Raw genomic sequence first — 25,584 nt, forward strand, 5'->3', positions numbered from 1 at the left:
AGCTGATCGTATTGAATAATGAAATGGTAATTTCAATTGCAGAACGAGCAATTTGGGTCATTCTTCTTGCATCAGGTCCTCTTCTTTTGGTTGCTTTAGTAACAGGCCTTGCAGTGAGTATTTTCCAAGCCACGACGCAAATCCAAGAACAAACACTTGCGTTCGTACCGAAAATTATTGCTGTACTATTAGGAATTGTTTTCTTTGGTCCTTGGATGCTTTCTCAAGTAACTTCATATGCAGCAGATATTTTTGGAAATTTAATACGATACATTGGTTGATACAATGGATGCAATTCTACCAAGTTTAACTGTATTATTACTAATTATTGCTCGTGTTTCTGCGTTTTTTATAGTATTACCATTATTTTCGCATCGAACAATACCAGCATCCCATCGGGTAGCCTTTGCTGTAGTGCTTTCCTGGATGATGTATTATACACTCGATGTAGAACCATTTGACATAAATGGTGAATATATTCTTCTAATTCTAAAAGAAGTTATTTTCGGATTATTTATAGGGTTACTCGCGTATATCATCATGTCTGCTGTTCAAATTGCAGGTGGATTTATAGACTTTCAGATGGGGTTTGCAATGGCCAATGTTATTGATCCACAGACTGGTGCTCAAAGCCCGTTAATCGGTCAATTTTTAAATACGTTAGCTTTGTTACTATTATTAGCTTTAAATGGACATCATTTATTGTTAGATGGTATTTTCTATAGCTATCAATTTATGCCGATGGAGATGATTTGGCCAGCGTTTGGGCAAGAAAATTACGTAGAATTCATCATGAAAACTTTTGCTGGTGTTTTTGCCGTTGCATTTCAAATGTCCATACCAATTGTCGCTACGCTTTTTCTAGTGGATGTAGCCCTTGGTATTACTGCAAGAACAGTACCTCAGTTGAATATCTTCGTGATAGGATATCCGATAAAAATTGGTGTAGGCTTTTTAGTTCTCTTCGTTATGATGGGGGTGCTAATGGCAGTAGTACAAAAAATGTTTGAAATTTTAGTTATTGCTATGCGTGATTTAATGATAATTTTAGGTGGTGGCTAATATGATTACTCTACGCTTAGATCTCCAGTATTTTGCGGGAGAAAAAACCGAAAAAGCTACTCCTAAAAAGAGACAAGACTCTCGTAAAAAAGGACAAGTATTAAAGAGTCCCGATGTGACAAGTGCGATTGTACTCCTCTCCGTTTTTGTCTTTCTATTTTTCTTTGCTAGTTTTTTTAGAACGAAGTTTTTTTCATTTTTCAACGTGACGTTTACTAAGTATATGTTAATAGAAACAATGACAATCGAAACTGCATTAGTCATTTATAAAGATACGCTACTTGAAATGGCTCTCATTTTATTGCCAATTATGCTAGTTGCTGTGGTAGCCGCTATAGCCGCAAACTTCTTTCAGTTTGGATTACTGTTTACGACAGAGCCATTGAAGTTTGATTTGAAAAAGATTGATCCTATAAAAGGTCTCAAAAGGATCTTTTCGCTTAAAGCAATTATAGAGCTATTAAAATCTATTCTAAAAATTTCATTTATTGGTTCTGTAACTACTTTAATATTGTGGACTAACTTGGATCAAGTGCTCGCACTATCGTTTAAGACAGCATGGGATACGCTGGCTACTGTTGGTTGGTTAACTGCAACGATGGGTATTGCTGCTTCTTGTGTATTATTATTAATTTCGGTTCTAGATTTCTTTTATCAGAAGTTTGATTATGAAAAAAATCTTAAAATGTCTAAGCAAGACATTAAAGATGAACATAAAAACTCGGATGGGGATCCAATTATTAAGTCACGTATAAGGCAGAGACAACGCGAGATGGCGATGCGTCGCATGATGCAGGAAATACCTACAGCGGATGTAGTGATAACGAATCCTACACACTTTGCTATTGCTTTAAAATACGATGATGAATCAATGGATGCTCCAACTGTAGTCGCAAAAGGTGCAGATTTTGTTGCACAAAAGATCAAGTTAATTGCGAAGGAAAATAATGTCGTCATGGTAGAAAATAGACCACTTGCTCGTTCGATGTATGACCAAGTAGAAATTGGTGAACGAATTCCAGACGAATTTTTCAAAGCAATTGCAGAGGTTTTAGCTTATGTATATCGTATTAAACAAAAAATATAAATGGCAAAGATAGAGGTGGAAGTATATGCAAGTCCGCGACATAACCGTATTGGCAGCTGTAATATCAATTGTGGCGATGCTCGTAATACCTCTTCCTCATTGGTTGATAAGTTTTCTTATTATTATAAATATTACGCTGGCATTATTAATATTGATGACCGCTATGAATATGAAAGAAGCTTTAGAGTTCTCTGTATTTCCAACAATTGTTCTACTCGTTACATTGTTTAGGCTTGCTTTAAATATCTCTACGACAAGAGCAATCTTAGCAGAGGGGGATGCGGGTAAAGTCGTTGAAACGTTTGGTACATTTGTTACAGGTGGAAATATGCTTGTTGGTTTAGTTGTCTTTGCTATTTTAGTAATTATTAACTTTATCGTAATTACGAAAGGTGCCGAGCGTGTTGCGGAAGTTGCTGCTCGTTTTACACTAGATGCGATGCCTGGTAAACAAATGAGTATTGATGCTGATTTAAACGCTGGTATGATTTCCGAGAAAGAAGCACGTGAAAGACGTGAAAAGGTTAGTGGTGAGGCAGACTTTTACGGTGCAATGGACGGTGCAACAAAGTTCGTTAAAGGAGATGCTATTGCAGGTATCATCATTGTTCTGATCAACTTAGTTTTTGGTATTATTATCGGGGTTGTACAATTCGGTCTTCCTTTTGGAGAAGCAGCGGTACTATTTTCTACACTTACTGTCGGAGATGGTCTCGTTTCCCAGATTCCCGCATTATTAATTTCTACTGCAACTGGGATTGTCGTAACAAGAGCAGCATCTAAAGGAAATCTTGGTGCAGATATTACAGGGCAATTATTTAACCAGCCAAAACTTTTATATGTTGCAGCCGTTACAATAACACTCTTAGGTATCGTAACACCGATTGGATTAGTTCTTACATTGCCAATTTCAATAGCACTTGCAGCCGGAGCGTATATGATTAGTAAAGCAAGTAAAGAAGATCCAAACGAAATAGAAGAATTTGAAGAGGAAGTAACAACAGATAATATGAAAAGTCCAGAAAATGTTATTAATCTGCTAAATGTGGATCCAATCGAATTCGAGTTTGGATATGGATTGATTCCGTTAGTGGATGCTGCACAGGGCGGAGATTTACTTGATCGTGTCGTAATGATTCGTAGACAACTTGCACTTGAATTGGGTGTAGTTATTCCTGTTGTTCGAATACGTGATAATATTCAGCTTCAACCAAACGAATATCGTATTAAGATTAAAGGCAATGAAATGGCAAGAGGAGAGCTTCTGTTAGATCATTATTTGGCAATGAGTCCTGGTGATGATGATTCAATCGAGGGTATTGATACGGTGGAACCTTCCTTTGGTTTACCTGCTAAATGGATAACGGAATCTGTGAAGGAAGAAGCAGAAATACTAGGATATACAGTTGTAGATCCACCAAGCGTTGTCTCCACACATATGACAGAAATTATTCGTAATAATGCACATGAATTATTAGGTCGTCAGGAAACAAAACAATTAATTGACCATATTAGAGAGACTTATCCTATTCTAGTAGACGAATTAACGCCTACGCCATTAACTGTGGGAGAAATTCAAAAAATATTGAGCAATCTACTAAGAGAGCATGTATCTATTAGGAATTTGCCAATCATTTTTGAAACGCTAGCAGACTATTCAAAAATGACCTCGGATGCCGATGTATTAACTGAATACTCAAGACAATCTCTAGCTAAGCAAATAACCACACAATACGCTGGAAATAATAATGTACTAAAAGTGTTAACAGTCTCTGGAAAAGTGGAGAAACTCATTGCTGACAGTATTCAACAAACAGAGCATGGTAACTATCTATCGATAGATCCAAATGATTCTCAAGCAATATTAGAGTCTATGGCAAAAGAAGTAGAGCGTGCGTCTATGATGGAACAGTCTCCTATCATTCTTTGTTCGCCTGCTGTAAGAACGTATGTTAGACAAATGACAGTAAGATATTTCCCACATGTACCAATTCTTTCTTATAATGAACTTGAGTCCTCCATTGAGGTACAAAGTGTCGGGGTGGTGAATGTAGATTGAAGATGAAAAAATATACGGCAAGTACAATGCCAGAAGCAATGAAGTTAATAAGAAAAGACCTAGGTGACGACGCAGTTATTTTAAGTTCAAAGGTAGTCTTTTCAAAAGGCTTTTTAGGCATGTTTAAGAAAAAAACGATTGAAGTACTAGCAGGTGTAGACACAATCGAACAACCAATAAGTACATTTGAGGTGCAATCTACAGTGCCTCAAGAAACTCAAAATGTTTCGATAGAGATAATAAAAGAATTAGAAGACTTAAAACAAATGGTAAAAAACATTCAACGTCCAGAAATGTTGAGTTCATATCCAACAGAAATGAAAACTCTTATGGACTTTTTACAGGAGCAAGAATTGTCAGAGGAGCTTATCACACCTGTTAGTGATGAGCTTTTTATGCATCTGAAAAATAATGCGGATGCTTTTGAAATAGAAGATCAAATCACTATTACGAAAAACTTCCTCCAAACACAAATGGAGCATCTGCCGTTCGGTGGGATATCATATACGAAGAAATATATAAATGTGCTCGGTCCAACGGGTGTTGGAAAAACGACGACCATCGCTAAGATGGCAGCGCGAGCAGTTTTAGAAAAAAAGAAAAAAGTTGGTTTTATTACGACGGATACATATAGGATTGCTGCAATTGAACAACTAAAAACATACGCAGGATTACTGCAAGCTCCTCTTGAAATTGTCTATAGCGAAAAAGACTTACAAGAAGCGATGGTGAAGTTTGAAAAGCTAGATATTGTATTTATAGATACAGCTGGTAGGAACTATAAAGAAACAAAATTTGTGAGAGATTTGCAAAAGTTAATGGAATTTGAAGTGAATACGGAAACTTTCCTTGTACTTTCATCCACATCTAAACAAAAGGATATGGAAGTGATCATAGAGCAATTTAGTGAATTTCCTATCGAAAAATTTATATTTACTAAGGTAGACGAAACAAATACTATTGGCTCAATTATCAATTTAATGGTTAAATATAATAAGGGACTTGCTTACTATACAGATGGTCAAGAAGTCCCGGAAGATATTATGGAAGCTAGTCTTGAAGAATTACTCAAATTATTTTTAAAGGGGATTCGTTATGAGAGATCAAGCTGAAGAACTAAGAATGAAAATGCTTCGGAACCAGAACAAGCTTGGGCGATCAATAGCTGTTGTTAGTGGTAAAGGAGGAGTTGGAAAAAGTAACTTTTCCATAAATTTTACTACCACTTTATGTGGACAAGGTAAAAAAGTAATTCTAATTGACATGGACATTGGAATGGGAAATATTCATATTTTACTTGGAAAGTCAGTTCCATTTAATTTAAAGGACTACTTAGCCGGTGATCAGCCATTAGAATCAGTGATGTTTGAAGGACCAAACAACTTACAATACATTTCTGGTGGTTCCGGTTTAAGTGGCGTGATGGAGTGGACCGACGAAATGTTCAATCGGTTAATAGAGGCTTTCGAATATTTACAGAGAAACTTCGATTATATTGTGTTTGACATGGGGGCAGGTGCTACGAGTCAGACGTTGGATTTGTTAGTTTCTGTTGACGATATTATTGTTATAACTACAGCAGAACCAACATCTATCACAGATGCCTATTCTATGATGAAATATATTTACTATAAGGATTCTGATAAAAACTTTTTCCTAATTTGCAACAGGGCTTTTACCGATGCCGAAGGGGTGGAAACAACAGGGCGGTTAAAGCTAGCCATGTCCAAATTTCTCTCCAAAGAGATTACCGTACTAGGCGTATTACCTGAGGATTCAGTTGTTCGGAAAGCAGTAAGGGAACAAATACCATTTTCTATTTTATATCCCCAGGCTGAAATAACGAAAAAGTTAGTAAAAATAGCTTCTGCATTTACTGACTTTGAAGATGCAGAAGAAGCTATTCCTAAGCACAACAAATTCATATCTCGATTAAAAAGTCTTTTTTCAAAGAAGGACGTGAGATGATGGAAGTTAGATTAAAAAAGAAACTTTTAATAGTAGATGATTCCGCATTTATGCGAAAACTTATTAGTGATTTCTTTGTTGATCATCGATCGATAGAAGTAATAGGTATTGCAAGAAATGGGCAGGACGCCATAGAAAAAATAAAAACTCTCCACCCAGATGTCATTACAATGGATGTTGAAATGCCATTGATGAATGGTTTGGAGGCATTGCGCCGGATAATGGTGGATACGCCTGTACCCGTTGTGATGTTATCAAGTACAACAAAAAGTGGAACCGAAAGTACAATGTTAGCAATGGAATATGGCGCCATTGATTTTATCGCAAAACCAAGCGGCACTATTTCCTTAGATTTACATAAGATTAAAGAGGAATTAGTACAAAAAGTAGAAAATGCAGCGCAAGTATCCATTAATAAAATGAAGAAACGTTCCTTATCACCTTTAAATAATATTGCACACAAAAATGTAGAAGTAAAAAACATAACAAACACTTCTAATGTGATTAAGTGGGACAAGTTAAGGGATAAAATGGTCTTAATTGGAACTTCTACAGGAGGACCAAGAGCTCTTCAAGAAGTAATTACAAAACTTCCAAGCGATATGAAAGCTCCGGTTTTAATCGTTCAACATATGCCTGCTGGGTTTACCAAATCATTGGCGCAAAGGCTCAATCAATTATCTGCAATTGAGGTAAAAGAGGCAGAAGACGGGGATTTGCTTGAAAATGGTCATGCGTATATTGCGCCAGGCGGCTATCATATGCGCATTCAAAAAAGAGCTTCATCCTATTACATTGTTCTAAATGACAAAGAAGCGCCCCGTTCAGGGCATAGGCCGGCGGTAGATGTACTTTTTGAAGATAACAGTCAGTTTAATGATTTTGATAAAATTGCCGTTATTATGACTGGAATGGGTTCTGATGGATCTCTTGGTCTTAAACAGTTGAAAAAGAGCGGAAATGTCGTGGCCATTGCAGAAGCAGCAAGTACTTGCATTGTTTATGGAATGCCAAAGGCGGCAGTTGAAACTAATTTAGTAAATGAAGTAGTGGATTTAGATTTAATTGCAAAAACCATCATACAATATCTATCTTAAAGGGGTGTAAATTAATGGATACAAGTCAATATTTGGAAATGTTTATAGAAGAAAGTAAGGAGCATTTACAAGCTTGTAATGAACATTTATTAGAACTAGAAAAAAATCCTGAGAACATAGCGATTGTCAATGAAGTTTTCCGCTCTGCACATACTTTAAAAGGTATGTCCGCAACAATGGGCTATGAAGATATCGCAAATTTAACGCATAAGATGGAAAATGTTTTAGATGAAATTAGAAATAGCCGTCTGAATGTGACAGTTGAATTATTAGATGTTGTTTTCGTTGCAGTCGATCAATTGGAAGAAATGGTAATGGATATCGCTGCAGGAGGAGAAGGAAAGCTAGATGTAACAGATACCGTACAAAAGCTGCATAAAATAGAAACGGGTGAAGAAATTCCTGTTGCTGCAACTACAGTAGAACTCGCTATAGTAAGTAATGTTGCGCAAGAGAAAAATTGGTTATCTTATGACGATTATGATATGACAGTTATTGAACAATCATTTGAACAGAATTACTTTACGTATGAAATTTCTGTCAGACTGCGTGAAGATTGCTTATTAAAAGCTGCAAGAGTATATATGATTTTTGAATTGTTAGAGAAAATGGGAGACGTTATAAAATCTTCTCCATCAGTTGAAAAGTTAGAGGGAGAAGATTTTGATGAAATTTTCTATGTAGCCTTAGTTACAAATGAACCTTCAGAAGATGTGCAAAAGAAATTAATGAAAGTCTCCGAAGTAACAGAAGTACTCGTGCAATCTGTAACAATAGAACAACTTAAAAAACGAAATAATTTTGAGTTGAACATAGAAGATACTCCAGTTAAAGAAATTGCAAATATCATTGAAGATAAGCAACAAATAGCTGAAGTTAAATCTCCTGAAAAATCGCCGACATCTAAAAATAATTCAGTTCAATCTAGTAAAACGATTCGTGTTAATATTGAACGATTAGATATATTGATGAACTTATTTGAGGAGTTAGTAATTGATCGCGGTCGTCTACAATCAATCTCAGAAGATTTACATAATAGCGAGTTAGATGAAACAGTAGAACGTATGTCTCGTATAACTGGAGACCTACAAAATATTATATTAAATATGCGTATGGTTCCTGTTGAAACAGTATTTAATAGATTCCCAAAAATGGTACGTCAGTTAGCGCGTGATTTAAACAAAAAAATCAATTTAGAAGTAATCGGTGCTGAAACAGAATTAGACCGAACAGTTGTTGATGAAATTGGAGATCCACTTGTACATTTAATAAGAAACTCCTTAGATCATGGAGTAGAAAGCCCTGAAATCCGTTTAGCTAATGGTAAACCAGAGGAAGGTACAGTCGTACTTCGTGCATACCATAGTGGAAATCATGTGTTTATCGAGATTGAGGATGATGGTGCAGGTATTAATCGTCAGAAAGTCTTGAAAAAAGCAATATCAAAGGGAATTGTTTCAAATGAAGTAGCTCAAACGTTAAGTGATAAACAAGTAGCAGAGCTTATTCTGTCGTCAGGGTTCTCCACAGCAGATGTTATTTCAGACGTATCGGGTAGAGGCGTTGGATTAGACGTGGTGAAAACGACGATTGAATCCCTTGGCGGAACTATTGATATTTCATCAACGGAAGGGCAAGGGTCATTATTTTCTATTCAATTACCTTTAACGCTTTCTATTATTTCCGTAATGCTAGTTGAACTTGGTGAAGAAATTTATGCTATACCTCTTTCTTCTATTATTGAGACGGCTATTATCCGCTCTTCTGATATATTAAATGCTCATAACCAAAAGGTGATCGATTTCCGTGGAAAAGTTGTTCCATTAGTATTCTTAGAAAATGTATTTGATGTTCCTAGAGAAAGTACTGATGATGAATTTCACTCTGTCGTTCTTGTCCGTAAAGGAGATAAAATGGCTGGTCTCGTAGTAGATTCGTTTATCGGTCAACAAGAGATCGTCTTAAAATCACTTGGTGCCTATTTATCAAGTGTGTTCGCAATCTCTGGTGCCACTATTTTAGGTAATGGTAAAGTAGCACTAATTATAGATTGTAATGCATTAATCAGTTAAATAGCGTCTACTAGAAAGGATGAGAGCATTATGACAGAAGCGGTAGATTTTCAAAATTTAAAAGTAGTCGTTTTTCAATTGGCAGACAAAGAATATGTAATACCTGTGAGTCAGGTTCAAGGTATTGAAAAACTGATATATATTACACGTGTCCCTAAAACTCCTTCATTTGTGAAAGGAGTTATTAACTTACGAGGGGTAGTTACTCCTATTATAGATTTAAAGGAACGCTTTGGCCTTGGGGAGAGTAGTTTAAGTGAATCTGCTCGTATTATAATAATAACGCTGGAAGATATGGATGTTGGTGTAATTGTTGACTCGGCTAATGATGTATTGGATATACCACTCGATTCAATTGAACCGCAGCCTGAAGTGGTTGGTGGTATGGAACAAGACTTTATAGCTGGAGTAGCAAAAATCGATAGACGTCTTTTAATCCTACTGAACTTAAATCTTGTATTAAATCCTATTAAGTCAGGAGTTTAAGAGATGTACGATAATAAAATAACTTCTATGCATTTAGATGTTTTAAAGGAAATAGGAAATATTGGTGCAGCTCATGCTGCAACCGCATTATCGACCTTATTAAACAAAAAGATTGATATGAAAGTTCCGAAAGTGGAAATGGTATCATTTGACGATATGATGGATTTAGCTGGGGGACCAGAAAGAGTGGTTGCCGGTATTTATCTTCGTATAGAAGGTGATGTAACAGGTAGTATGTTTTTTGTATTACCTGTAGAACAAGCAAATCGATTTATACGAAGATTGATACAAGATGAAACCTTCGATTTTCAAACAGGTGAAGTATCTGAAATAGGTGTATCTGCCATGCAAGAGCTCGGCAATATACTTTCAGGCTCTTATCTATCTGCATTATCAGATTTTACAAGTTTAAAAATATATCCAACTGTACCTGCTCTGAGTGTAGATATGGTTGGTGCTATCATAAGTTTTGGTTTAGTAGAGTTATCACATATAAGTGATTATGTCATTGTGATTGATACTGCTATAAATGAAGAGGATGTTCCAAATGAAGAAAGTGTGAAAGGACATTTCTTTTTATTACCTGATCCAGAATCATTTGATGCTATTTTTAAAGCTCTGGGAGTTAACTAATATGAATGTACAAGGTCAAATAGTAAAAGTCGGTATTGCAGATATGAATATTGCAAAAGCCCCCGACAAAATACGAACGTCAGGGCTTGGCTCGTGCGTAGGAGTTGTTCTATATGACGAGAGATCAACGACAGTTGGTATGGTACACGTTATGCTACCAGATTCTAGTCTTGGAAGAGCAGGAGCGATAAATATTGCGAAATTTGCAGATACTGGAATTCCTGCGATGGTGGAGCAGTTAAAATTAGAAGGAATTCAACCTTATAAGCTAAAAGCTAAGATTGCAGGGGGGGCTCAAATGTTTCAGTTCTCTTCTGTAAGAGATACATTGAGAATCGGGCCACGTAATGTCGAGGCAGTTAAAGAGTATTTAAAAAAGTATTCAATTCCTATTATCGCAGAAGATACTGGAGGGAATAGTGGTAGAACGATTGAGTTTGATCCTTCTACAAAACTATTAAATATTCGAACAGTGAACCAAGGAGTGAGAAATATATAATGGTAGGAACTATTCTTTCTAATTTTTGGGTAGCGCTTATTGCTTTTACTGTATATTTTTTATTTTCTTATCCTTTTATAGAAGGTAAGGGAATTATTCTTGAAGCGTCAATGGTTGCTTTTGTATTTTTTCTTCTCACATTTTTGGCTAGAGCAATTATTAGTTATATAATAAGCAATCCACCAGAAGAAACCGAGGATGTCTTTACAGAGAAGGATGCTGAAATCTTAAAATCCGAAATTTCTCCAGAAGATTATGCAGAGCTAGTGAAGACAATGTTAAAGGAAGAGGAACAACCAAACGCACAAACTTACTAATAAAGTAGAATGGATTGAAAAAAAGGGGGAGTCGATAGTTTCGACTCCCCCTTTTTTATGAGATTTTTGTTATAATAATCATATTAAAGAGATATATTGGGGAAGGGGGATAATTTTGACACATCAAGATTCGACAGATGAGCAGCTTCTTTGGAAGAGTTGGACTGAAAGCAAAGATCCTCAGGCCGGAGATTTACTCATGAGAAAATATATAACTCTAGTTAACTATCATGTTCAAAGAATCGGTGCAGGTATCCCTAAAAATATATCAAAAGAAGAGCTTAAAAGTTTAGGAATGATGGGTCTATTTGATGCGCTCAATAAATTTGATTATAGGAGAGAGCTAAAATTTGATACGTATGCTTCGTTTCGCGTAAGAGGGGCTATCATTGATGGGTTGAGAAAAGAAGATTGGCTACCACGCTCTTCGCGAGAAAAAGCAAAGAAACTAGAAACTAAAATTGAAGAACTAGAGCAAAAGTTAATGAGGCATGCATCTGCTGAAGAAATAGCAGATTTTGTCGAAATGCCTGTAGAAGATGTATATAATACCGTACAGGAGCATTTTTTCTCTAATGTACTGTCAATCGATGAGCAACTACAAGAAAGTGAAGAAACTGAAAGCAAATCATATGTCATTCGAGATGATTCTCTGAAAACTCCTGAACAACAAATGGTTAAACGTGAGCTAATCGGAGATTTAGCCGATCAAATTCAACAATTAAATGACAATGAGCAATTAGTGTTAAGTTTGTTTTATACAGAGGAATTGACGCTCACAGTAATTGGGGAGATGCTATGCTTATCTACTTCTAGAATATCTCAAATTCATTCAAAAGCACTTTTTAAACTTAGAAAACTACTGATGAATGAAATGATGAACGTCTGAGTCAATTTCATAATTACTTATTTTAATATAAGCCACGAATATATATGTGATGTTATATTCGATTATTGGTTTATATAATGTGGATTTTGTTGATTGGAGCGCAAGGCGGCGACTCCAGTGGGAATGCACGAGCTGAAAGCCCCGCAGAAACGCTTAATAGGGACAAAGGCTAAGTGCGCCACATCCTGTGGCAACGCCTTCGTGACCAACATCCTGTTGGCCCGAGGAGATTGAAGCCGTGCCCACGGAAAGCGTCCGCCTGAAGCGGAAATCAACTTTGTTTGGATTTTCTGCTAATTACTACTTTATGAAATTGACGCGAATAGAAAAAGGGGATACTACTATGAGCTTAAAATTAGCAGAACTTCAAATAGCTATTCCTAAAACGTTTGATGCAGGTAAAATAGCCGATCAAATCCAACAACAAAGCGCCATCAATCAATCGAATGCACAAGCAGCCTCAGAAAGACAGTTAGAAAAAAATAGAGAAACGGTTACGAAGTCTAACGAGACCTCTGAAACTAGCTCTCAAGAAGAAAAAAGAGAACAAGCAGAGCAGGAGCGCCAAAATAGAGAAACAAGAGAACGCGAAATGAAAGAGACAAAGCATCCATTCAAAGGGAACTTTGTAGATTTTAGTGGTTAGGAGCAGTTATGATAACGACTATTTTAATAATATTATTCTTATTGCAAGTAATAAGTTTTTACTTTATTGCTCTTTTAAATGCCAAGATTTCAAGGTTTAATGAGATGGAACAAAAGCAGCAACAAGTCTTACTCGATATTGAAGATTCTTTTAGTGCTTATATATCAGAAATTACAGATGAAAATAATCGGCTTTTACAGGAACTAAAAAATACAGAAGTACCCAAAAAAGCAGTTCCGAAAACTTCAGAAAAGTCGTCAATAAAAGAAGTTGCAACTTTTGAACTTCCAACTTCTTTCGTATCTAAACAAATAGCGGCAAGTAGTTATTTGAGAACTGCTCAAACGACTACAAAAAAAGTCCCTGAAACGGTGAGAGAAAAAGTGATATTTCATCATGAAGAGGGAAAAAGCCCTGACGAAATAGCAAAAATGCTGCAAATAGGAAAGACTGAAGTGGAACTTTATCTGAAATTTAACAACTAAATAGTTGAAAGTATAAAAAAGATATGTTATATTAGAAAACGGTATGAATACACACGCAGTTCGGATGGACTTAGCAGGTGCTCTATTTATAGAGTAGCTAATGAAAAATGATGAATGCGGAAGACTAAACCAAAACAGGAGGAAATATATCATGTCAGTAATCTCAATGAAGCAATTATTAGAGGCTGGTGTTCACTTCGGTCACCAAACTCGCCGTTGGAATCCAAAAATGAAAAAATACATTTTTGTTGAACGTAACGGAATCTACATCATCGATCTTCAAAAAACGGTGAAAAAATTAGAAGAAGCTTATGCTTTCATGCGTCAAGTAGGTCAAGACGGTGGGAAAGTTCTTTTCGTAGGAACTAAAAAGCAAGCACAAGAAGCTATTAAAGAAGAAGCTGAGCGTTCAGGTAACTACTACATTAACCAACGTTGGTTAGGTGGTACTTTAACTAACTTCGGTACTATTCAAAAACGTGTAGCTCGTTTAAAAGCCATTGAAAAAATGGAAGAAGACGGTACTTTTGAAGTACTACCTAAAAAAGAAGTTGTTCAACTTAAAAAACAACACGAACGTCTTGTTAAATTCTTAGGCGGTATCCGTGATATGAAAGCTGTTCCAGATGTAATGTTCGTAGTAGATCCACGTAAAGAGCGTATTGCTGTTGCAGAAGCAATCAAACTGAACATTCCATTAGTAGGAATCGTTGATACAAACTGTGATCCAGATGAAATCGACTATGTAATTCCTGCAAATGATGATGCAATTCGCGCGGTTAAATTATTAACGGCTAAAATGGCGGATGCATTACTTGAAGCAAGACAAGGTGAAGACGAAGAAGTAACTTCTGATGAAGTTGCAGCTGAGTAAGACCTGAGTAATACGAATTGTAATTAACAGGTGATAAGCGGCCAAACCTCTTATCACCTTTTTTTGAGAAAATGACACTAAATGTACTAGGAGGAATATATAATGGCAGTTACAGCACAAATGGTAAAAGAATTACGTGAAAAAACTGGTGCAGGTATGATGGACTGTAAAAAAGCTTTAGTAGAATCAGACGGTAATTTAGAAGCAGCAATCGACTTTTTACGTGAAAAAGGTCTATCTTCTGCAGCTAAAAAAGCGGATCGTATTGCGGCTGAAGGTACTACTTTCATTCAAGTTGAAGGAAACAAAGCAGTATTATTAGAAATGAATGCTGAAACTGATTTCGTATCTAAAAATGAATCTTTCCAACAATTAGTACAAACCGTAGCTTCTCATCTATTAGCTACAGAGCCAGCTTCAGTAGAAGAAGCATTAACTTCAGTAGTTGAAGATGGATTAACAGTAGAAAACTTAATCTCTAATGCAATTGCTAAAATTGGAGAAAAAATTTCACTTCGTCGTTTTGTTATCGAAACTAAAACAGATGCAGATGCATTTGGTCCATACCTACACATGGGAGGACGTATCGGAGTTCTTACAGTATTAGAAGGTTCAACAGATGTGCAATCGGCTAAAGATGTTGCAATGCATATCGCAGCATTAAACCCTGCGTATATTTCACGTGATGAAGTTTCTGCTGATGAAGTAGAAAACGAACGCAAAATATTAACAGAACAAGCTTTAAACGAAGGAAAACCTGAAAATATCGTTGCTAAAATGGTAGAGGGTCGCCTAAGTAAATATTTTGAAGACGTTTGTGTTTTAGAGCAATCATTCGTTAAAAATCCAGACCAAAAAGTAAAAGTATTTGTTGAATCAACTGGTGGTAAACTAGTTTCATTCACTCGCTATGCTGTTGGTGAAGGAATCGAAAAACGTGAAGACAACTTTGCTGAAGAAGTAATGAGCCAAGTAAAAGGTAACTAATTAGAAAAGCGCAGGTGCCTATGCAAGCCCCGACAACGTTTTTCTGCGACGAGCTTTGCGCAGGAGCAAGCGCTGGAAGAATTTCACGTAAAGGCGTACTTTGCCTTTGCTGAAATTCTGAAGCGACTCGAGGGGCTAGGTGCCGGAGTTAGACAATAAGAAAAGTGAAATGTATTTTTCGCTAAATAACAACCAGGGAACACGTAATTTGTGTTCCCTATTTTTCAAGATAGAGATGGAGGATACCTATGAGCAAACCACAATACAAAAGAATCGTTTTAAAATTAAGTGGCGAGGCATTAGCCGGAGAACAAGGTTTCGGTTTATCTCCTGAGATAATTAGATCTGTAGCCGACCAAGTGAAAGAAGTTGTAGATCTTGGCGTAGAGGTTGCTGTAGTCGTTGGTGGAGGAAATATTTGGCGAGGTAAAGTAGGAAGCGAAATGGGCATGGATCGTGCTACTGCTGACTATATGGGTATGCTTGCTACAGTTATGAATTCACTTGCACTACAAGATTCACTTGAAAAAGCAGGTGTCGAAACACGCGTTCAAACTTCTATCGAAATGCGACAAGTTGCAGAGCCTTACATACGTAGAAGAGCCATTCGTCATTTAGAAAAAAAACGAGTAGTTATTTTTGCAGCTGGGACAGGAAATCCGTACTTCTCAACAGATACAACTGCAGCATTAAGAGCAGCTGAAATTGAAGCAGATGTTATATTAATGGCTAAAAATAATGTAGATGGTGTTTACTCTGCTGATCCTAAAACGGATAGTACGGCAGTGAAATATGATACACTTTCATTTTTTGAAGTGATACAACAAGGACTCCAAGTAATGGATTCTACAGCCTCTACTTTATGTATGGACAATGATATAGAGCTTATTGTATTCTCTATTATGGAAAAAGGAAATATTAAAAAGGCTGTGCTCGGGGAAACCATAGGGACAGTCGTTAGGAGGAATTCTTAATGCCGAAAAAAGTGATAGACCAAACAGCTGACAAAATGACAAAAACGATATCCGTTTTTAGTAGAGAGTTATCTACTATTCGTGCTGGTCGCGCTAGTGCTTCCTTACTCGATAAAATCTCTGTAGATTATTATGGTGCACCAACACCAATCAATCAAATGGCTGGTATTTCTGTACCAGAAGCACGCTTAATAACAATTCTACCTTATGACAAATCAATCCTAGGTGATATTGAAAAAGCGATTATGAAATCTGATTTAGGAATCCAACCAACTAATGACGGAACATTAATTCGTCTTGCAATTCCTGCGTTAACGGAAGAGCGTCGTAAAGATTTAGTTAAACTGGTGAAAAAAGAAGCAGAAGAAGCGAAAGTTAACGTTCGTAACGTTCGTCGCGATGGTAATGATGATTTGAAAAAACTTGAAAAATCTGGTGGAATTACAGAAGACGAGTTAAGAAACTTTACAGAAGAAATCCAAAAACTTACAGATGCAAATATTGAAAAAATCGATACAATTACAAAAGAAAAAGAAAAAGAAATTTTAGACGTTTAACCTTTAAGAAGAATTGATTTGGGTTAAAGCTTCAGTGAATACCAAAATCGTCTTCAAATGATTAGTCTAGGTTAAGTAGTTCTGAACTTTTATTTAAAAAAGGCGTCCTTTGAAGGGGACGTCTTTTTATATATGCGTTTATTTGTTATGATAGGTATAGACGTTCGACTTGGTAGATTGGGGGTTTCTAAATGTTTAATAAATTAATTCGGAAAAATGATAAAAGGATCAATATTCATTTAGATGAACGAAAAGAAAATGCCCAAAAAGAACAATTGCCTAGCCATATCGCGATTATTATGGATGGGAACGGTAGATGGGCTAAAAAAAGGTCACTTCCCCGTATTGCTGGTCATCATGAAGGAATGAAGACAGTGAAAAAAATAACTCGATTTGCAAATGAGGTCGGAATAGACACGTTAACGTTGTATGCTTTTTCCACAGAAAATTGGAAGCGTCCGAAAATGGAAGTAGATTTTTTAATGCGACTTCCCGAAGAGTTTTTAGGGACGTACTTACCTGATTTAATCGAGCAAAATGTTCAAGTACGAATGATGGGAAATCACGAAATGCTTCCTGAGCATACAAAACGAGCTATTTATAAAGCGATGGATGAAACAGCAAAAAATGATGGTCTCATACTTAACTTTGCTATGAATTATGGAAGTAGAGATGAGATTGTGCAGGCGGTCAAACGTATTGCTCAAGAAATACAACAAGATAAAATTTCTGTGGACGACATTACAGAAGAATTAATGACGAAACATTTAATGACCAAGGATTTGTCTGAACCTGACCTTCTCATTCGAACGAGTGGCGAGGTTCGGCTGAGCAACTTTATGTTATGGCAGCTTGCTTATACAGAGTTTTGGTTTACAGATACACTGTGGCCAGACTTTGATGAAGCTTGTTTGTTAGAAGCTATTGAAATTTATCAAAAAAGGAATAGAAGATACGGTGGACTTAAGGGGGAAGAAGTAAATTGAAGCAACGGATTATAACTGGTGCTATTGCATTAGCACTATTTCTCCCAATTGTTTTATTAGGTGGGCCAGTTTTCACTATATTAGTATACATAATAGCAGCAGTTGGGTTGCATGAGATGCTTCGTATGAAGGGCGTAAACTTATTTTCCTTTGAAAGTTTAGTTTCGTTTCTGCTCCTGTTTCTATTATTAGTCCCGTCATCTTTTGAGGATGAGCTATTGTCATATACAGGGCATACGAAATTAGAATGGGTGTTTGTTGGGGTTTTCTTAGTGTTAATCTATACAGTATTAGTAAAAAATCGTTTTACTTTCGATGATGCGGCATTTGTTATTTTAAGTACACTTTACGTTGGTATTGGTTTTTATTATTTCATAGAAACAAGAAATGAAGGTTTGGCTTACGTTATTTTTGCGTTACTGATCGTATGGACTACAGATTCAGGGGCTTACTTTACTGGTCGAAAAATCGGGAAAAGGAAGTTATGGCCAGAAATCTCTCCTAATAAGACAGTAGAAGGATTTGTTGGGGGCATCATATGGGCATTAATCACTGCATTTATTATTCAATGGATAAACCCACTATCTTCATCGATGCTAGTTTTAATAGGAATTACTATTGCTGCTTCGATATTCGGGCAACTAGGGGACTTAGTGGAATCAGCAATAAAAAGACATTATAATGTGAAAGATTCTGGTAAACTGTTACCAGGTCACGGTGGAATTATGGATCGTTTTGACAGTATTTTATTTGTCTTACCGCTTCTACACTTTTTACATTTTATATAAGGAGACGACATTATTTCATGGTGAAAAGAATAAGTTTATTAGGAGCCACTGGTTCTATCGGGATACAAACACTGGATATAATAAAAGAGCATCCAGATCAGTTTCAACTAGTAGCATTTTCAGCGGGGAAAAATATAAAAGTTACTAAGCAAATAATTCGAGATTTTTCTGTACCTTTAGTTTCCGTTTTATCCGAGGAGGATGCCATTCAATTAGGCAAAGAGTTTCCGCAAATCGAAATAGTCTTTGGGGACCAAGGACTGGTACAAGTTGCTGCTCATGCAGATGCGGATGTTTTAGTGAATGCGGTTTTAGGTAGTGTAGGTTTAAGACCAACATTAGAAGCGATCAAACAAGGGATAACCATTGCTATTGCAAATAAAGAGACGCTAGTAACTGCAGGACACTTAGTAATGGAAGCAGCAAAGAAATATAATGTGCCGATTCTTCCAGTGGACAGCGAGCACTCAGCATTATTCCAAGCAATGAACGGAGAAAAACGTTCGGAAATTGCGAAGCTAATAATAACTGCATCTGGCGGAAGTTTTCGAGACCGTACTCGAGAAGAGCTAAAAAATGTAACCGTACAGGATGCGCTGAATCATCCAAACTGGTCTATGGGCTCGAAAATTACAATTGATTCTGCCACGATGATGAACAAAGGACTGGAAGTAATTGAAGCTCAAGTTCTTTTTGATATTTCGTATGATGATATCGAAGTGTTACTTCACCGAGAGAGTATTATACATTCGATGGTTGAATTCCAAGATACTAGTGTTATTGCACAGTTAGGAACTCCGGATATGCGTGTGCCAATTCAATATGCATTGTCTTATCCAGAAAGATTGACAAGACACACGGCCCCACGTCTGAACTTGGCTCAAATTGGTAAGTTGCATTTTGAAGAGATGGATTATACACGTTATCATGCTTTGAAATTAGCTATTGATGCTGGACGAGCGGGCGGAACAATGACAACGGTGCTAAATGCAGCAAATGAAGCGGCTGTAGCTTTGTTTTTACAAGAGAAAATTGGTTTCCTAACAATTGATGAGTTAATAGAACGAGCAATGGATGAGCATGTAGTCGTTTCAAATCCAGATTTAGAAACAATTCTTCATGTAGATGCAAATACAAGAAAATCCGTAGAGAACATGGTAAAATGATTAGATGTGAAAGCATGATCAGTTAGAAACTAAAGGTGGGATATAATGGAGACAGCCATTGCGTTTATAATTATATTTGGAAGTATTGTATTTTTCCATGAGCTTGGGCATTTTATCTTTGCAAAACGAGCAGGAATTATGGTGCGTGAGTTTGCGATTGGTATGGGACCTAAAATCTTTGGATATACAAAGGGCGAGACTCTTTATACGCTGCGATTACTACCAATAGGTGGATATGTTCGTATGGCCGGTGAAGATATGGACTCAGTTGAACTACAGCCGGGCTATCGTTTAGGAATACACTTGAATGATTTAGACGAAATCGATCAGATTTTATTGAATCAAAACAAACATTTTCCTGATATGCTATTTTTAGAAGTAGAAAAATCTGATTTAACTGACCAAATGTTTATCGAAGGATACAACGAAGAGGAAAAGTTAGTACGATATAAAGTGGCACGAAATGCTGTCATCAATGAAAAAGGCACTGTAACAATCATTGCGCCTACTGATCGTCAATTTGGTTCGAAGTCAGTTGGCCAAAGATCCCTGACTATTTTTGCAGGACCACTTTTCAACTTTATCCTTGCCTTCTTCATTTTCTTAGCGCTTGGTTTGTTTCAAGGAGTACCAACGTATGAACCTATCATCACAACTGTAGTTAAAGACAGTCCTGCTGAACAAGCCGGTATGCAAGATGGAGATTTGGTAACGAAGATTAATGGAGCTTCTATTACTACGTGGGAAGAACTATCTGAAAAAGTGAAGGTTAGATCAAACGAGCTTATGGAATTTACGGTAGAACGTGATGGGCAAGAAGTAGATCTATCTATGACACCGAATGAAGTGGAAGTAGAGAAAGAAAAAGTTGGACAAATTGGCGTAAATTATTCAAGTCCAATGGAAAAGAATCCTGCGAAAGCATTAGTCTTTGGGGCAGAGCAAACATATGAATGGACTAAACGTATATTTACTATACTTGGTACATTAATTACTGGAAATTTCTCCATAGATGATTTATCAGGTCCTGTTGGAATATATAAAGCGACAGAAGAAGTTGCGCAATATGGTGTATACAATTTAATGCGCTGGGCTGCAATACTTAGTATAAATCTCGGTATTATGAATTTATTGCCATTACCGGCGTTAGACGGAGGTAGATTATTATTCTTCTTGTTTGAAGCTTTACGCGGGAAACCAGTAGATAAACAAAAAGAAGGTATGGTCCACTTTGTAGGCATTATGCTGCTGATGGTATTAATGGTTGTCGTTACATGGAATGATATACAACGATTTTTCTTCAATGGATAAACAATTTAGAGGGGAAGTTCAATTAACTGAACTTCCTTTCTTTTACTGTGTATAGAAAAGCGCAAGCGCCTGTGGGAAGTCAGTCTAAGTTCGCGACATCGTGTCGCAATGACTGACTGACCAGCATCGTGCGGCCCTGAAATTCTGAAGCGACTCGAGGGGCTAGGCGCTGGAGCTAGACAAGATAAGGAGGGATACGAGCTATGGATGACGGGAAAATGAGAATGCACTTGTTGTTGCAACAACTGGAGTTAACAGAGGATTCTTTCGTAAAGCACTTTGAACATGCATCCATCGATCGATTCACTGTACATAAGAAAAATAGAAAATGGGATTTTCAAATTCAACTACAAGCTATACTACCAATAGATGTCTTTACTATTTTTCAATCACGTCTAATAGAAAAGTTTGCTGGAATAGCTACTATTTTGCTAACTATCCAATCTGAAGGCGAGGGTGTTTCTCAAGAATTAATCAACCAATATTGGCCATTAGTTCTGAAAGAATTAAGTGATATGGCTCCTCCTTTAAAAGATCGTTTGTTAAAACAACAACCGGAATGGAACGGTCAGATGATTCACTTAACCTGTGGAGAGGAAATTGAATTACGAACGTTTAAAAGGAAATATATCGAACTATTGTCTGATGTATATGTAGGATTCGGGTTTCCAAAAATAGCGTTCGACTTCCGTTTAATAGAAGATACGGAAGCAATAGCTAAAGCACAACTAGAGTTTTTGGAACAGCGTCGTTTAGAAGAAGAGAAACTTGGGCAAAAAGCGTTAGAAGATATGCAAAAACGTGACCAAAATAGACAAGAAAATGGTAGTTCAAATGCGAATGGTCCTTTCCAACTGGGAGTACCACTTAAAAAAGATGAGCCTATTATGGACATAAAATCGATTCAGGATGAAGAACGTAGAGTGGCAATTGAAGGCTTTGTATTCGATGTGGAAGTGAAAGAATTGCGAAGTGGACGTTCGCTTCTGACTGCAAAAGTTACCGATTATACAGACTCCATCTTAGTGAAGATGTTCTCTAGAGATAAAGAAGATGCTCAAATGATGGAACGACTACAAAAGGGTATGTGGATTAAGGTTAGAGGTTCTGTGCAAAACGATACTTTTGTACGTGATTTAATCATCATGGCACAGGACATGAACGAACTAAATCCAATGGTACGAATGGATACGGCGAAAGAAAAGCGAGTGGAGCTTCATCTTCATACGCCGATGAGTCAAATGGACGCTGTTTCTTCCGTTTCTTCGCTAGTTACTCAAGCTGCTAAATGGGGTCATAAAGCTATAGCCATTACGGATCATGCGAATTTACAGTCCTTTCCTGAAGCGTATGCTGCCGGGAAAAAGAATGGCATAAAAATTCTATATGGTTTAGAAGCAAATCTTGTGCATGACGGAGTTCCAATTGCTTATGATGAGCAGCATACTGCGTTAGAAGATGCAGTATATATCGTATTTGACGTTGAAACTACAGGTCTATCTGCCACATACGATAAAATAATTGAATTGGCAGCAGTAAAAATGCAAAATGGCAATATCATCGATCGGTTTGAACGATTTGTAAATCCGCATCATGCGCTTTCAGCAACTACGATCGAGTTAACTGGAATTACAGATGAAATGGTTCGAAATGCACCTGAGATAGAACAGGTTATTAAAGACTTTTACGAGTTTATTGGAGATGGCATCATTGTTGCACATAATGCATCTTTTGATATGGGCTTTTTATATGAGGGATATCGAAGAACAGGAATAGATTATTTCAATCACCCTGTTATTGATACTTTGGAGCTTGCCCGGTTTTTACATCCAGAGATGAAGTCTCATCGTCTTGGTACTCTAACTAAAAAATTCAATATTGAGCTGACACAAGCTCACAGAGCAATATTTGACTGTGAGGCAACAGGCTATTTATTGCTTCATTTATTAAAAGAAGCAGAAGAACATAAAATAGCTTATCATGATGACTTTAACAAGCATATTGGACAAGGTGATTCTTATAAGCGAGCTAGACCAACCCATTGCACAATCTTAGTTAAAAATGAAATAGGTTTAAAAAACCTTTTCAAATTAGTATCACTTGCTCATACTACTACCTTCCATCGTGTACCGAGATTAAAAAGATCTGTGCTACAAAAGCATAGAGAGGGACTAATCATTGGGTCAGGATGCGATAAAGGTGAGGTTTTTGAAGGTCTTATGCAGAAACCATTAGAGCAAGTAGAAGAGATTGCCCAGTTCTATGATTATTTAGAAATACATCCGAAAGAAGTATACGCTCATTTGATCGAAAAGGAATTAGTGAGAGATGAATGGAATTTAGAAGATATCATTCGTAAAATGATTAAAATCGGAAAAAAGATAAATTTACCAGTCGTAGCAACCGGTAATGTACATTATTTGCATGAAAATGATGCTATTTTCAGAAAAATACTTGTAAATTCACAGGGTGGGGCTAACCCATTAAATCGGCATGAGCTACCTAAAGTACATTTCCGTACGACGAATGAAATGTTAGATGCATTTGCGTTTCTTGGAGAAGACCTGGCAAAAGAGATTGTAGTGTCTAATTCTCAAAAAATAGCAGATTCATTGGAAGACATTAAACCGATCAAGGATGATCTATATACACCTAAGATTGAAGGGGCAGACGAGGAAGTTAGAGCACTTACTTACTCTAAAGCTAAAGAAATCTATGGCGAAGAATTACCTGAAATAGTTGAGGCGCGACTTGAGAAGGAATTAACCTCCATTATTGGACATGGATTTGCTGTGATTTATTTAATTTCTCATAAATTAGTAAAAAAATCATTAGATGATGGATATTTAGTTGGATCAAGGGGTTCAGTTGGTTCATCTCTTGTAGCAACAATGACAGAAATTACAGAAGTAAACCCGTTACCACCACATTATGTATGTCCAAGTTGTCAGCATTCAGAATTTTTCCTAGACGGGTCAGTTGGTTCTGGCTTTGACTTATCAAACAAAAATTGTATTAAATGTGATACACCTTATGTAAAAGATGGACAAGATATTCCGTTTGAAACTTTCCTAGGATTCAAAGGGGATAAGGTTCCGGATATAGATTTAAACTTTAGCGGCGAGTATCAGTCTATAGCGCATAACTATACGAAGGAATTATTCGGAGAGGATTATGTATTCCGTGCTGGTACAATTGGAACAGTAGCTGAAAAAACAGCTTATGGATATGTAAGAGGTTATATGAACGATAATAATCTGGCTCTTCGCGGTGCAGAAATAGATCGTTTAGTACAGGGCTGTTCAGGAGTTAAGCGATCAACCGGTCAGCATCCAGGTGGTATAATCGTTGTTCCCGATTACATGGATATATATGACTTTACACCAATTCAGTTCCCTGCAGACGCACAGGACTCGGAATGGAAAACGACCCATTTTGATTTTCATTCTATTCATGATAATTTGTTGAAATTAGATATTCTAGGGCATGATGATCCTACCGTTATTCGTATGCTCCAAGATTTATCAGGAATTGATCCAAAAACAATTCCAACAGATGATCCAGAAGTGATGAAAATATTTAGTGGAACAGCATCACTTGGCGTTACAGAAGAACAAATAGACTGTAAAACAGGGACATTAGGTATTCCTGAATTTGGTACTCGCTTTGTAAGACAAATGCTTGAAGAAACAAAACCGTCTTCTTTTTCTGAGTTAGTCCAAATTTCTGGTTTATCGCATGGAACAGATGTATGGCTTGGAAATGCACAGGAACTCATCCAAGCTGGTACTTGTCAGCTTTCTGATGTAATTGGATGTCGAGATGATATTATGGTTTATTTAATCTATCAAGGGTTAGAACCTTCCTTGGCATTTAAAATTATGGAGTCTGTTCGTAAAGGGAAAGGGCTAACGCCGGAATTTGAAGCAGAGATGAAGAAACAGGGAGTTGCCAACTGGTATATTGAATCCTGCAAAAAAATTAAATACATGTTCCCGAAAGCCCATGCAGCTGCTTATGTATTAATGGCAGTTCGAATTGCATACTTTAAAGTGCATTATCCCATACTATATTATGCAGCGTATCTTACAGTAAGAGCATCTGATTTTGATCTAATCGCTATGGTAAATGGGTCTCATACCATCCGAGCGAAATTAGACGAAATAAATGCAAAGGGACTAGAAGCATCTCCAAAGGAAAAAAACGTATTGACGGTATTAGAAATTGCACTTGAAATGTCTGAACGGGGCATTAAATTGCAAAAAGTAGATTTATACAAATCGCATGCCAATGAATTTATTATTGAAGGAAACACGCTAATTCCTCCTTTTAATTCGATACCTGGATTAGGTACAAATGTTGCTTTCCAAATTGCTAAAGCAAGAATTGATGGTGAATTTTTGTCGAAGGAAGATCTTCAACAAAGAGGTAAAGTATCGAAGACGATTATCGAATACATGGATACGATGGGATGTTTAGAAGGGTTACCAGATGCCAATCAGCTTTCGCTGTTTTAGTAGGAAATTTGCAAGGCTACATGATGTATGGTAATATAAAACTACCAATGTTTCATAGTACTGTGACGAAAGAGTGGGATTTCCCGCTCTTTTCTGTTGTTATATAGAAAATCATTGTTATGTA

24 protein-coding genes are annotated in these 25,584 nt (G+C 36.8%); all 24 read left to right on the forward strand.

The window, feature by feature from the left end; all coding sequences use genetic code 11:
* The first annotated feature begins 11 nt into the window (after window positions 1–11).
* The 24 genes from fliQ to LDK52_RS01570 all read left to right on the forward strand — a co-directional run bounded on the left by fliQ (window position 12) and on the right by LDK52_RS01570 (window position 25,460).
* Window positions 12–281: a flagellar biosynthesis protein FliQ gene (gene fliQ / locus LDK52_RS01455; protein ID WP_277584175.1), complete on the forward strand. Its 270-nt coding sequence runs from the start codon at window positions 12–14 to the stop codon at window positions 279–281.
* 4 nt (window positions 282–285) lie between these two features.
* The gene (fliR, locus tag LDK52_RS01460) at window positions 286–1,062 is read left to right on the forward strand and encodes a flagellar biosynthetic protein FliR (protein ID WP_277584176.1); all 777 of its coding nucleotides are present in this window, start codon (window positions 286–288) and stop codon (window positions 1,060–1,062) included.
* Window position 1,063: 1 nt separating this feature from the next.
* The gene (gene flhB, locus LDK52_RS01465; RefSeq protein ID WP_277584177.1) at window positions 1,064–2,149 is read left to right on the forward strand and encodes a flagellar biosynthesis protein FlhB; all 1,086 of its coding nucleotides are present in this window, start codon (window positions 1,064–1,066) and stop codon (window positions 2,147–2,149) included.
* A gap of 25 nt (window positions 2,150–2,174) precedes the next feature.
* Window positions 2,175–4,208, forward strand: coding sequence for a flagellar biosynthesis protein FlhA (gene flhA, locus LDK52_RS01470; protein WP_277584178.1), 2,034 nt, complete (start codon window positions 2,175–2,177; stop codon window positions 4,206–4,208).
* Window positions 4,205–5,320, forward strand: a complete 1,116-nt coding sequence (gene flhF / locus LDK52_RS01475; RefSeq protein ID WP_277584179.1) for a flagellar biosynthesis GTPase FlhF — start codon at window positions 4,205–4,207, stop codon at window positions 5,318–5,320. The genes flhA and flhF overlap by 4 nt, the downstream gene beginning before the upstream one ends.
* The gene (locus tag LDK52_RS01480) at window positions 5,304–6,176 is read left to right on the forward strand and encodes a MinD/ParA family protein (RefSeq protein ID WP_277584180.1); all 873 of its coding nucleotides are present in this window, start codon (window positions 5,304–5,306) and stop codon (window positions 6,174–6,176) included. Before flhF ends, LDK52_RS01480 begins: the two co-directional genes overlap by 17 nt.
* Complete coding sequence (locus LDK52_RS01485) at window positions 6,176–7,273, forward strand: protein-glutamate methylesterase/protein-glutamine glutaminase (protein ID WP_277584181.1); 1,098 nt, start codon at window positions 6,176–6,178, stop codon at window positions 7,271–7,273. Before LDK52_RS01480 ends, LDK52_RS01485 begins: the two co-directional genes overlap by 1 nt.
* A 14-nt stretch (window positions 7,274–7,287) precedes the next feature.
* Window positions 7,288–9,345 (forward strand): chemotaxis protein CheA, encoded by a 2,058-nt coding sequence (locus tag LDK52_RS01490; protein ID WP_277584182.1) that lies wholly within the window; start codon window positions 7,288–7,290, stop codon window positions 9,343–9,345.
* A gap of 30 nt (window positions 9,346–9,375) precedes the next feature.
* Window positions 9,376–9,831 (forward strand): chemotaxis protein CheW, encoded by a 456-nt coding sequence (locus tag LDK52_RS01495; RefSeq protein ID WP_277584183.1) that lies wholly within the window; start codon window positions 9,376–9,378, stop codon window positions 9,829–9,831.
* 3 nt (window positions 9,832–9,834) lie between these two features.
* Window positions 9,835–10,464 (forward strand): chemotaxis protein CheC, encoded by a 630-nt coding sequence (locus LDK52_RS01500; RefSeq protein WP_277584184.1) that lies wholly within the window; start codon window positions 9,835–9,837, stop codon window positions 10,462–10,464.
* A 1-nt stretch (window position 10,465) separates the two neighbouring features.
* Window positions 10,466–10,963: a chemotaxis protein CheD gene (locus tag LDK52_RS01505; protein ID WP_277584185.1), complete on the forward strand. Its 498-nt coding sequence runs from the start codon at window positions 10,466–10,468 to the stop codon at window positions 10,961–10,963.
* Entirely contained in the window at window positions 10,963–11,280 is a 318-nt protein-coding gene (locus LDK52_RS01510; RefSeq protein WP_277584186.1) for a hypothetical protein, read from the forward strand. The genes LDK52_RS01505 and LDK52_RS01510 overlap by 1 nt, the downstream gene beginning before the upstream one ends.
* A 115-nt stretch (window positions 11,281–11,395) precedes the next feature.
* Window positions 11,396–12,169, forward strand: a complete 774-nt coding sequence (locus tag LDK52_RS01515) for a FliA/WhiG family RNA polymerase sigma factor (protein ID WP_277584187.1) — start codon at window positions 11,396–11,398, stop codon at window positions 12,167–12,169.
* A gap of 343 nt (window positions 12,170–12,512) precedes the next feature.
* Window positions 12,513–12,815, forward strand: a complete 303-nt coding sequence (locus tag LDK52_RS01520) for an RNA polymerase subunit sigma (protein WP_277584188.1) — start codon at window positions 12,513–12,515, stop codon at window positions 12,813–12,815.
* Between the two features lie 8 nt (window positions 12,816–12,823).
* A complete protein-coding gene (locus LDK52_RS01525) occupies window positions 12,824–13,300 on the forward strand; it encodes a DUF6115 domain-containing protein (protein WP_277584189.1) in 477 nt (158 codons plus the stop codon).
* Window positions 13,301–13,451: 151 nt separating this feature from the next.
* A complete protein-coding gene (gene rpsB / locus LDK52_RS01530) occupies window positions 13,452–14,174 on the forward strand; it encodes a 30S ribosomal protein S2 (protein ID WP_277584190.1) in 723 nt (240 codons plus the stop codon).
* A gap of 102 nt (window positions 14,175–14,276) precedes the next feature.
* On the forward strand, window positions 14,277–15,161 hold the full coding sequence (tsf, locus tag LDK52_RS01535) for a translation elongation factor Ts (protein ID WP_277584191.1): 885 nt from the start codon (window positions 14,277–14,279) through the stop codon (window positions 15,159–15,161).
* A 248-nt stretch (window positions 15,162–15,409) separates the two neighbouring features.
* Window positions 15,410–16,135 carry a UMP kinase gene (gene pyrH / locus LDK52_RS01540; RefSeq protein WP_277584192.1) on the forward strand — a complete coding sequence of 242 codons (726 nt, stop codon included), beginning with the start codon at window positions 15,410–15,412 and terminating at the stop codon, window positions 16,133–16,135.
* Complete coding sequence (frr, locus tag LDK52_RS01545) at window positions 16,135–16,692, forward strand: ribosome recycling factor (protein ID WP_277584193.1); 558 nt, start codon at window positions 16,135–16,137, stop codon at window positions 16,690–16,692. The genes pyrH and frr overlap by 1 nt, the downstream gene beginning before the upstream one ends.
* A 191-nt stretch (window positions 16,693–16,883) precedes the next feature.
* On the forward strand, window positions 16,884–17,678 hold the full coding sequence (locus LDK52_RS01550; protein ID WP_277584194.1) for an isoprenyl transferase: 795 nt from the start codon (window positions 16,884–16,886) through the stop codon (window positions 17,676–17,678).
* Window positions 17,675–18,466: a phosphatidate cytidylyltransferase gene (locus LDK52_RS01555; RefSeq protein ID WP_277584195.1), complete on the forward strand. Its 792-nt coding sequence runs from the start codon at window positions 17,675–17,677 to the stop codon at window positions 18,464–18,466. Before LDK52_RS01550 ends, LDK52_RS01555 begins: the two co-directional genes overlap by 4 nt.
* A 17-nt stretch (window positions 18,467–18,483) precedes the next feature.
* A complete protein-coding gene (dxr, locus tag LDK52_RS01560) occupies window positions 18,484–19,632 on the forward strand; it encodes a 1-deoxy-D-xylulose-5-phosphate reductoisomerase (protein WP_277584196.1) in 1,149 nt (382 codons plus the stop codon).
* A 45-nt stretch (window positions 19,633–19,677) separates the two neighbouring features.
* Window positions 19,678–20,943 carry an RIP metalloprotease RseP gene (rseP, locus tag LDK52_RS01565; protein WP_277584197.1) on the forward strand — a complete coding sequence of 422 codons (1,266 nt, stop codon included), beginning with the start codon at window positions 19,678–19,680 and terminating at the stop codon, window positions 20,941–20,943.
* Window positions 20,944–21,146: 203 nt separating this feature from the next.
* Window positions 21,147–25,460, forward strand: coding sequence for a PolC-type DNA polymerase III (locus tag LDK52_RS01570; RefSeq protein WP_277584198.1), 4,314 nt, complete (start codon window positions 21,147–21,149; stop codon window positions 25,458–25,460).
* Window positions 25,461–25,584 lie beyond the last annotated feature (124 nt).

It is taken from the genome of Psychrobacillus antarcticus (assembly GCF_029533155.1).
In the GTDB taxonomy this organism is placed as follows: Bacteria; Bacillota; Bacilli; order Bacillales_A; family Planococcaceae; genus Psychrobacillus; species Psychrobacillus antarcticus.

Coding starts and splice junctions, on each gene's coding strand:
- fliR (WP_277584176.1), top strand. CDS start 286: ATGGATGCAATTCTACCAAGTTTAACTGTATTATTACTAATTATTGCT.
- flhB (WP_277584177.1), top strand. CDS start 1,064: ATGATTACTCTACGCTTAGATCTCCAGTATTTTGCGGGAGAAAAAACC.
- flhA (WP_277584178.1), top strand. CDS start 2,175: ATGCAAGTCCGCGACATAACCGTATTGGCAGCTGTAATATCAATTGTG.
- LDK52_RS01480 (WP_277584180.1), top strand. CDS start 5,304: ATGAGAGATCAAGCTGAAGAACTAAGAATGAAAATGCTTCGGAACCAG.
- LDK52_RS01485 (WP_277584181.1), top strand. CDS start 6,176: ATGGAAGTTAGATTAAAAAAGAAACTTTTAATAGTAGATGATTCCGCA.
- LDK52_RS01490 (WP_277584182.1), top strand. CDS start 7,288: ATGGATACAAGTCAATATTTGGAAATGTTTATAGAAGAAAGTAAGGAG.
- LDK52_RS01495 (WP_277584183.1), top strand. CDS start 9,376: ATGACAGAAGCGGTAGATTTTCAAAATTTAAAAGTAGTCGTTTTTCAA.
- LDK52_RS01500 (WP_277584184.1), top strand. CDS start 9,835: ATGTACGATAATAAAATAACTTCTATGCATTTAGATGTTTTAAAGGAA.
- LDK52_RS01505 (WP_277584185.1), top strand. CDS start 10,466: ATGAATGTACAAGGTCAAATAGTAAAAGTCGGTATTGCAGATATGAAT.
- LDK52_RS01510 (WP_277584186.1), top strand. CDS start 10,963: ATGGTAGGAACTATTCTTTCTAATTTTTGGGTAGCGCTTATTGCTTTT.
- LDK52_RS01520 (WP_277584188.1), top strand. CDS start 12,513: ATGAGCTTAAAATTAGCAGAACTTCAAATAGCTATTCCTAAAACGTTT.
- LDK52_RS01525 (WP_277584189.1), top strand. CDS start 12,824: ATGATAACGACTATTTTAATAATATTATTCTTATTGCAAGTAATAAGT.
- rpsB (WP_277584190.1), top strand. CDS start 13,452: ATGTCAGTAATCTCAATGAAGCAATTATTAGAGGCTGGTGTTCACTTC.
- tsf (WP_277584191.1), top strand. CDS start 14,277: ATGGCAGTTACAGCACAAATGGTAAAAGAATTACGTGAAAAAACTGGT.
- pyrH (WP_277584192.1), top strand. CDS start 15,410: ATGAGCAAACCACAATACAAAAGAATCGTTTTAAAATTAAGTGGCGAG.
- frr (WP_277584193.1), top strand. CDS start 16,135: ATGCCGAAAAAAGTGATAGACCAAACAGCTGACAAAATGACAAAAACG.
- LDK52_RS01550 (WP_277584194.1), top strand. CDS start 16,884: ATGTTTAATAAATTAATTCGGAAAAATGATAAAAGGATCAATATTCAT.
- dxr (WP_277584196.1), top strand. CDS start 18,484: ATGGTGAAAAGAATAAGTTTATTAGGAGCCACTGGTTCTATCGGGATA.
- rseP (WP_277584197.1), top strand. CDS start 19,678: ATGGAGACAGCCATTGCGTTTATAATTATATTTGGAAGTATTGTATTT.
- LDK52_RS01570 (WP_277584198.1), top strand. CDS start 21,147: ATGGATGACGGGAAAATGAGAATGCACTTGTTGTTGCAACAACTGGAG.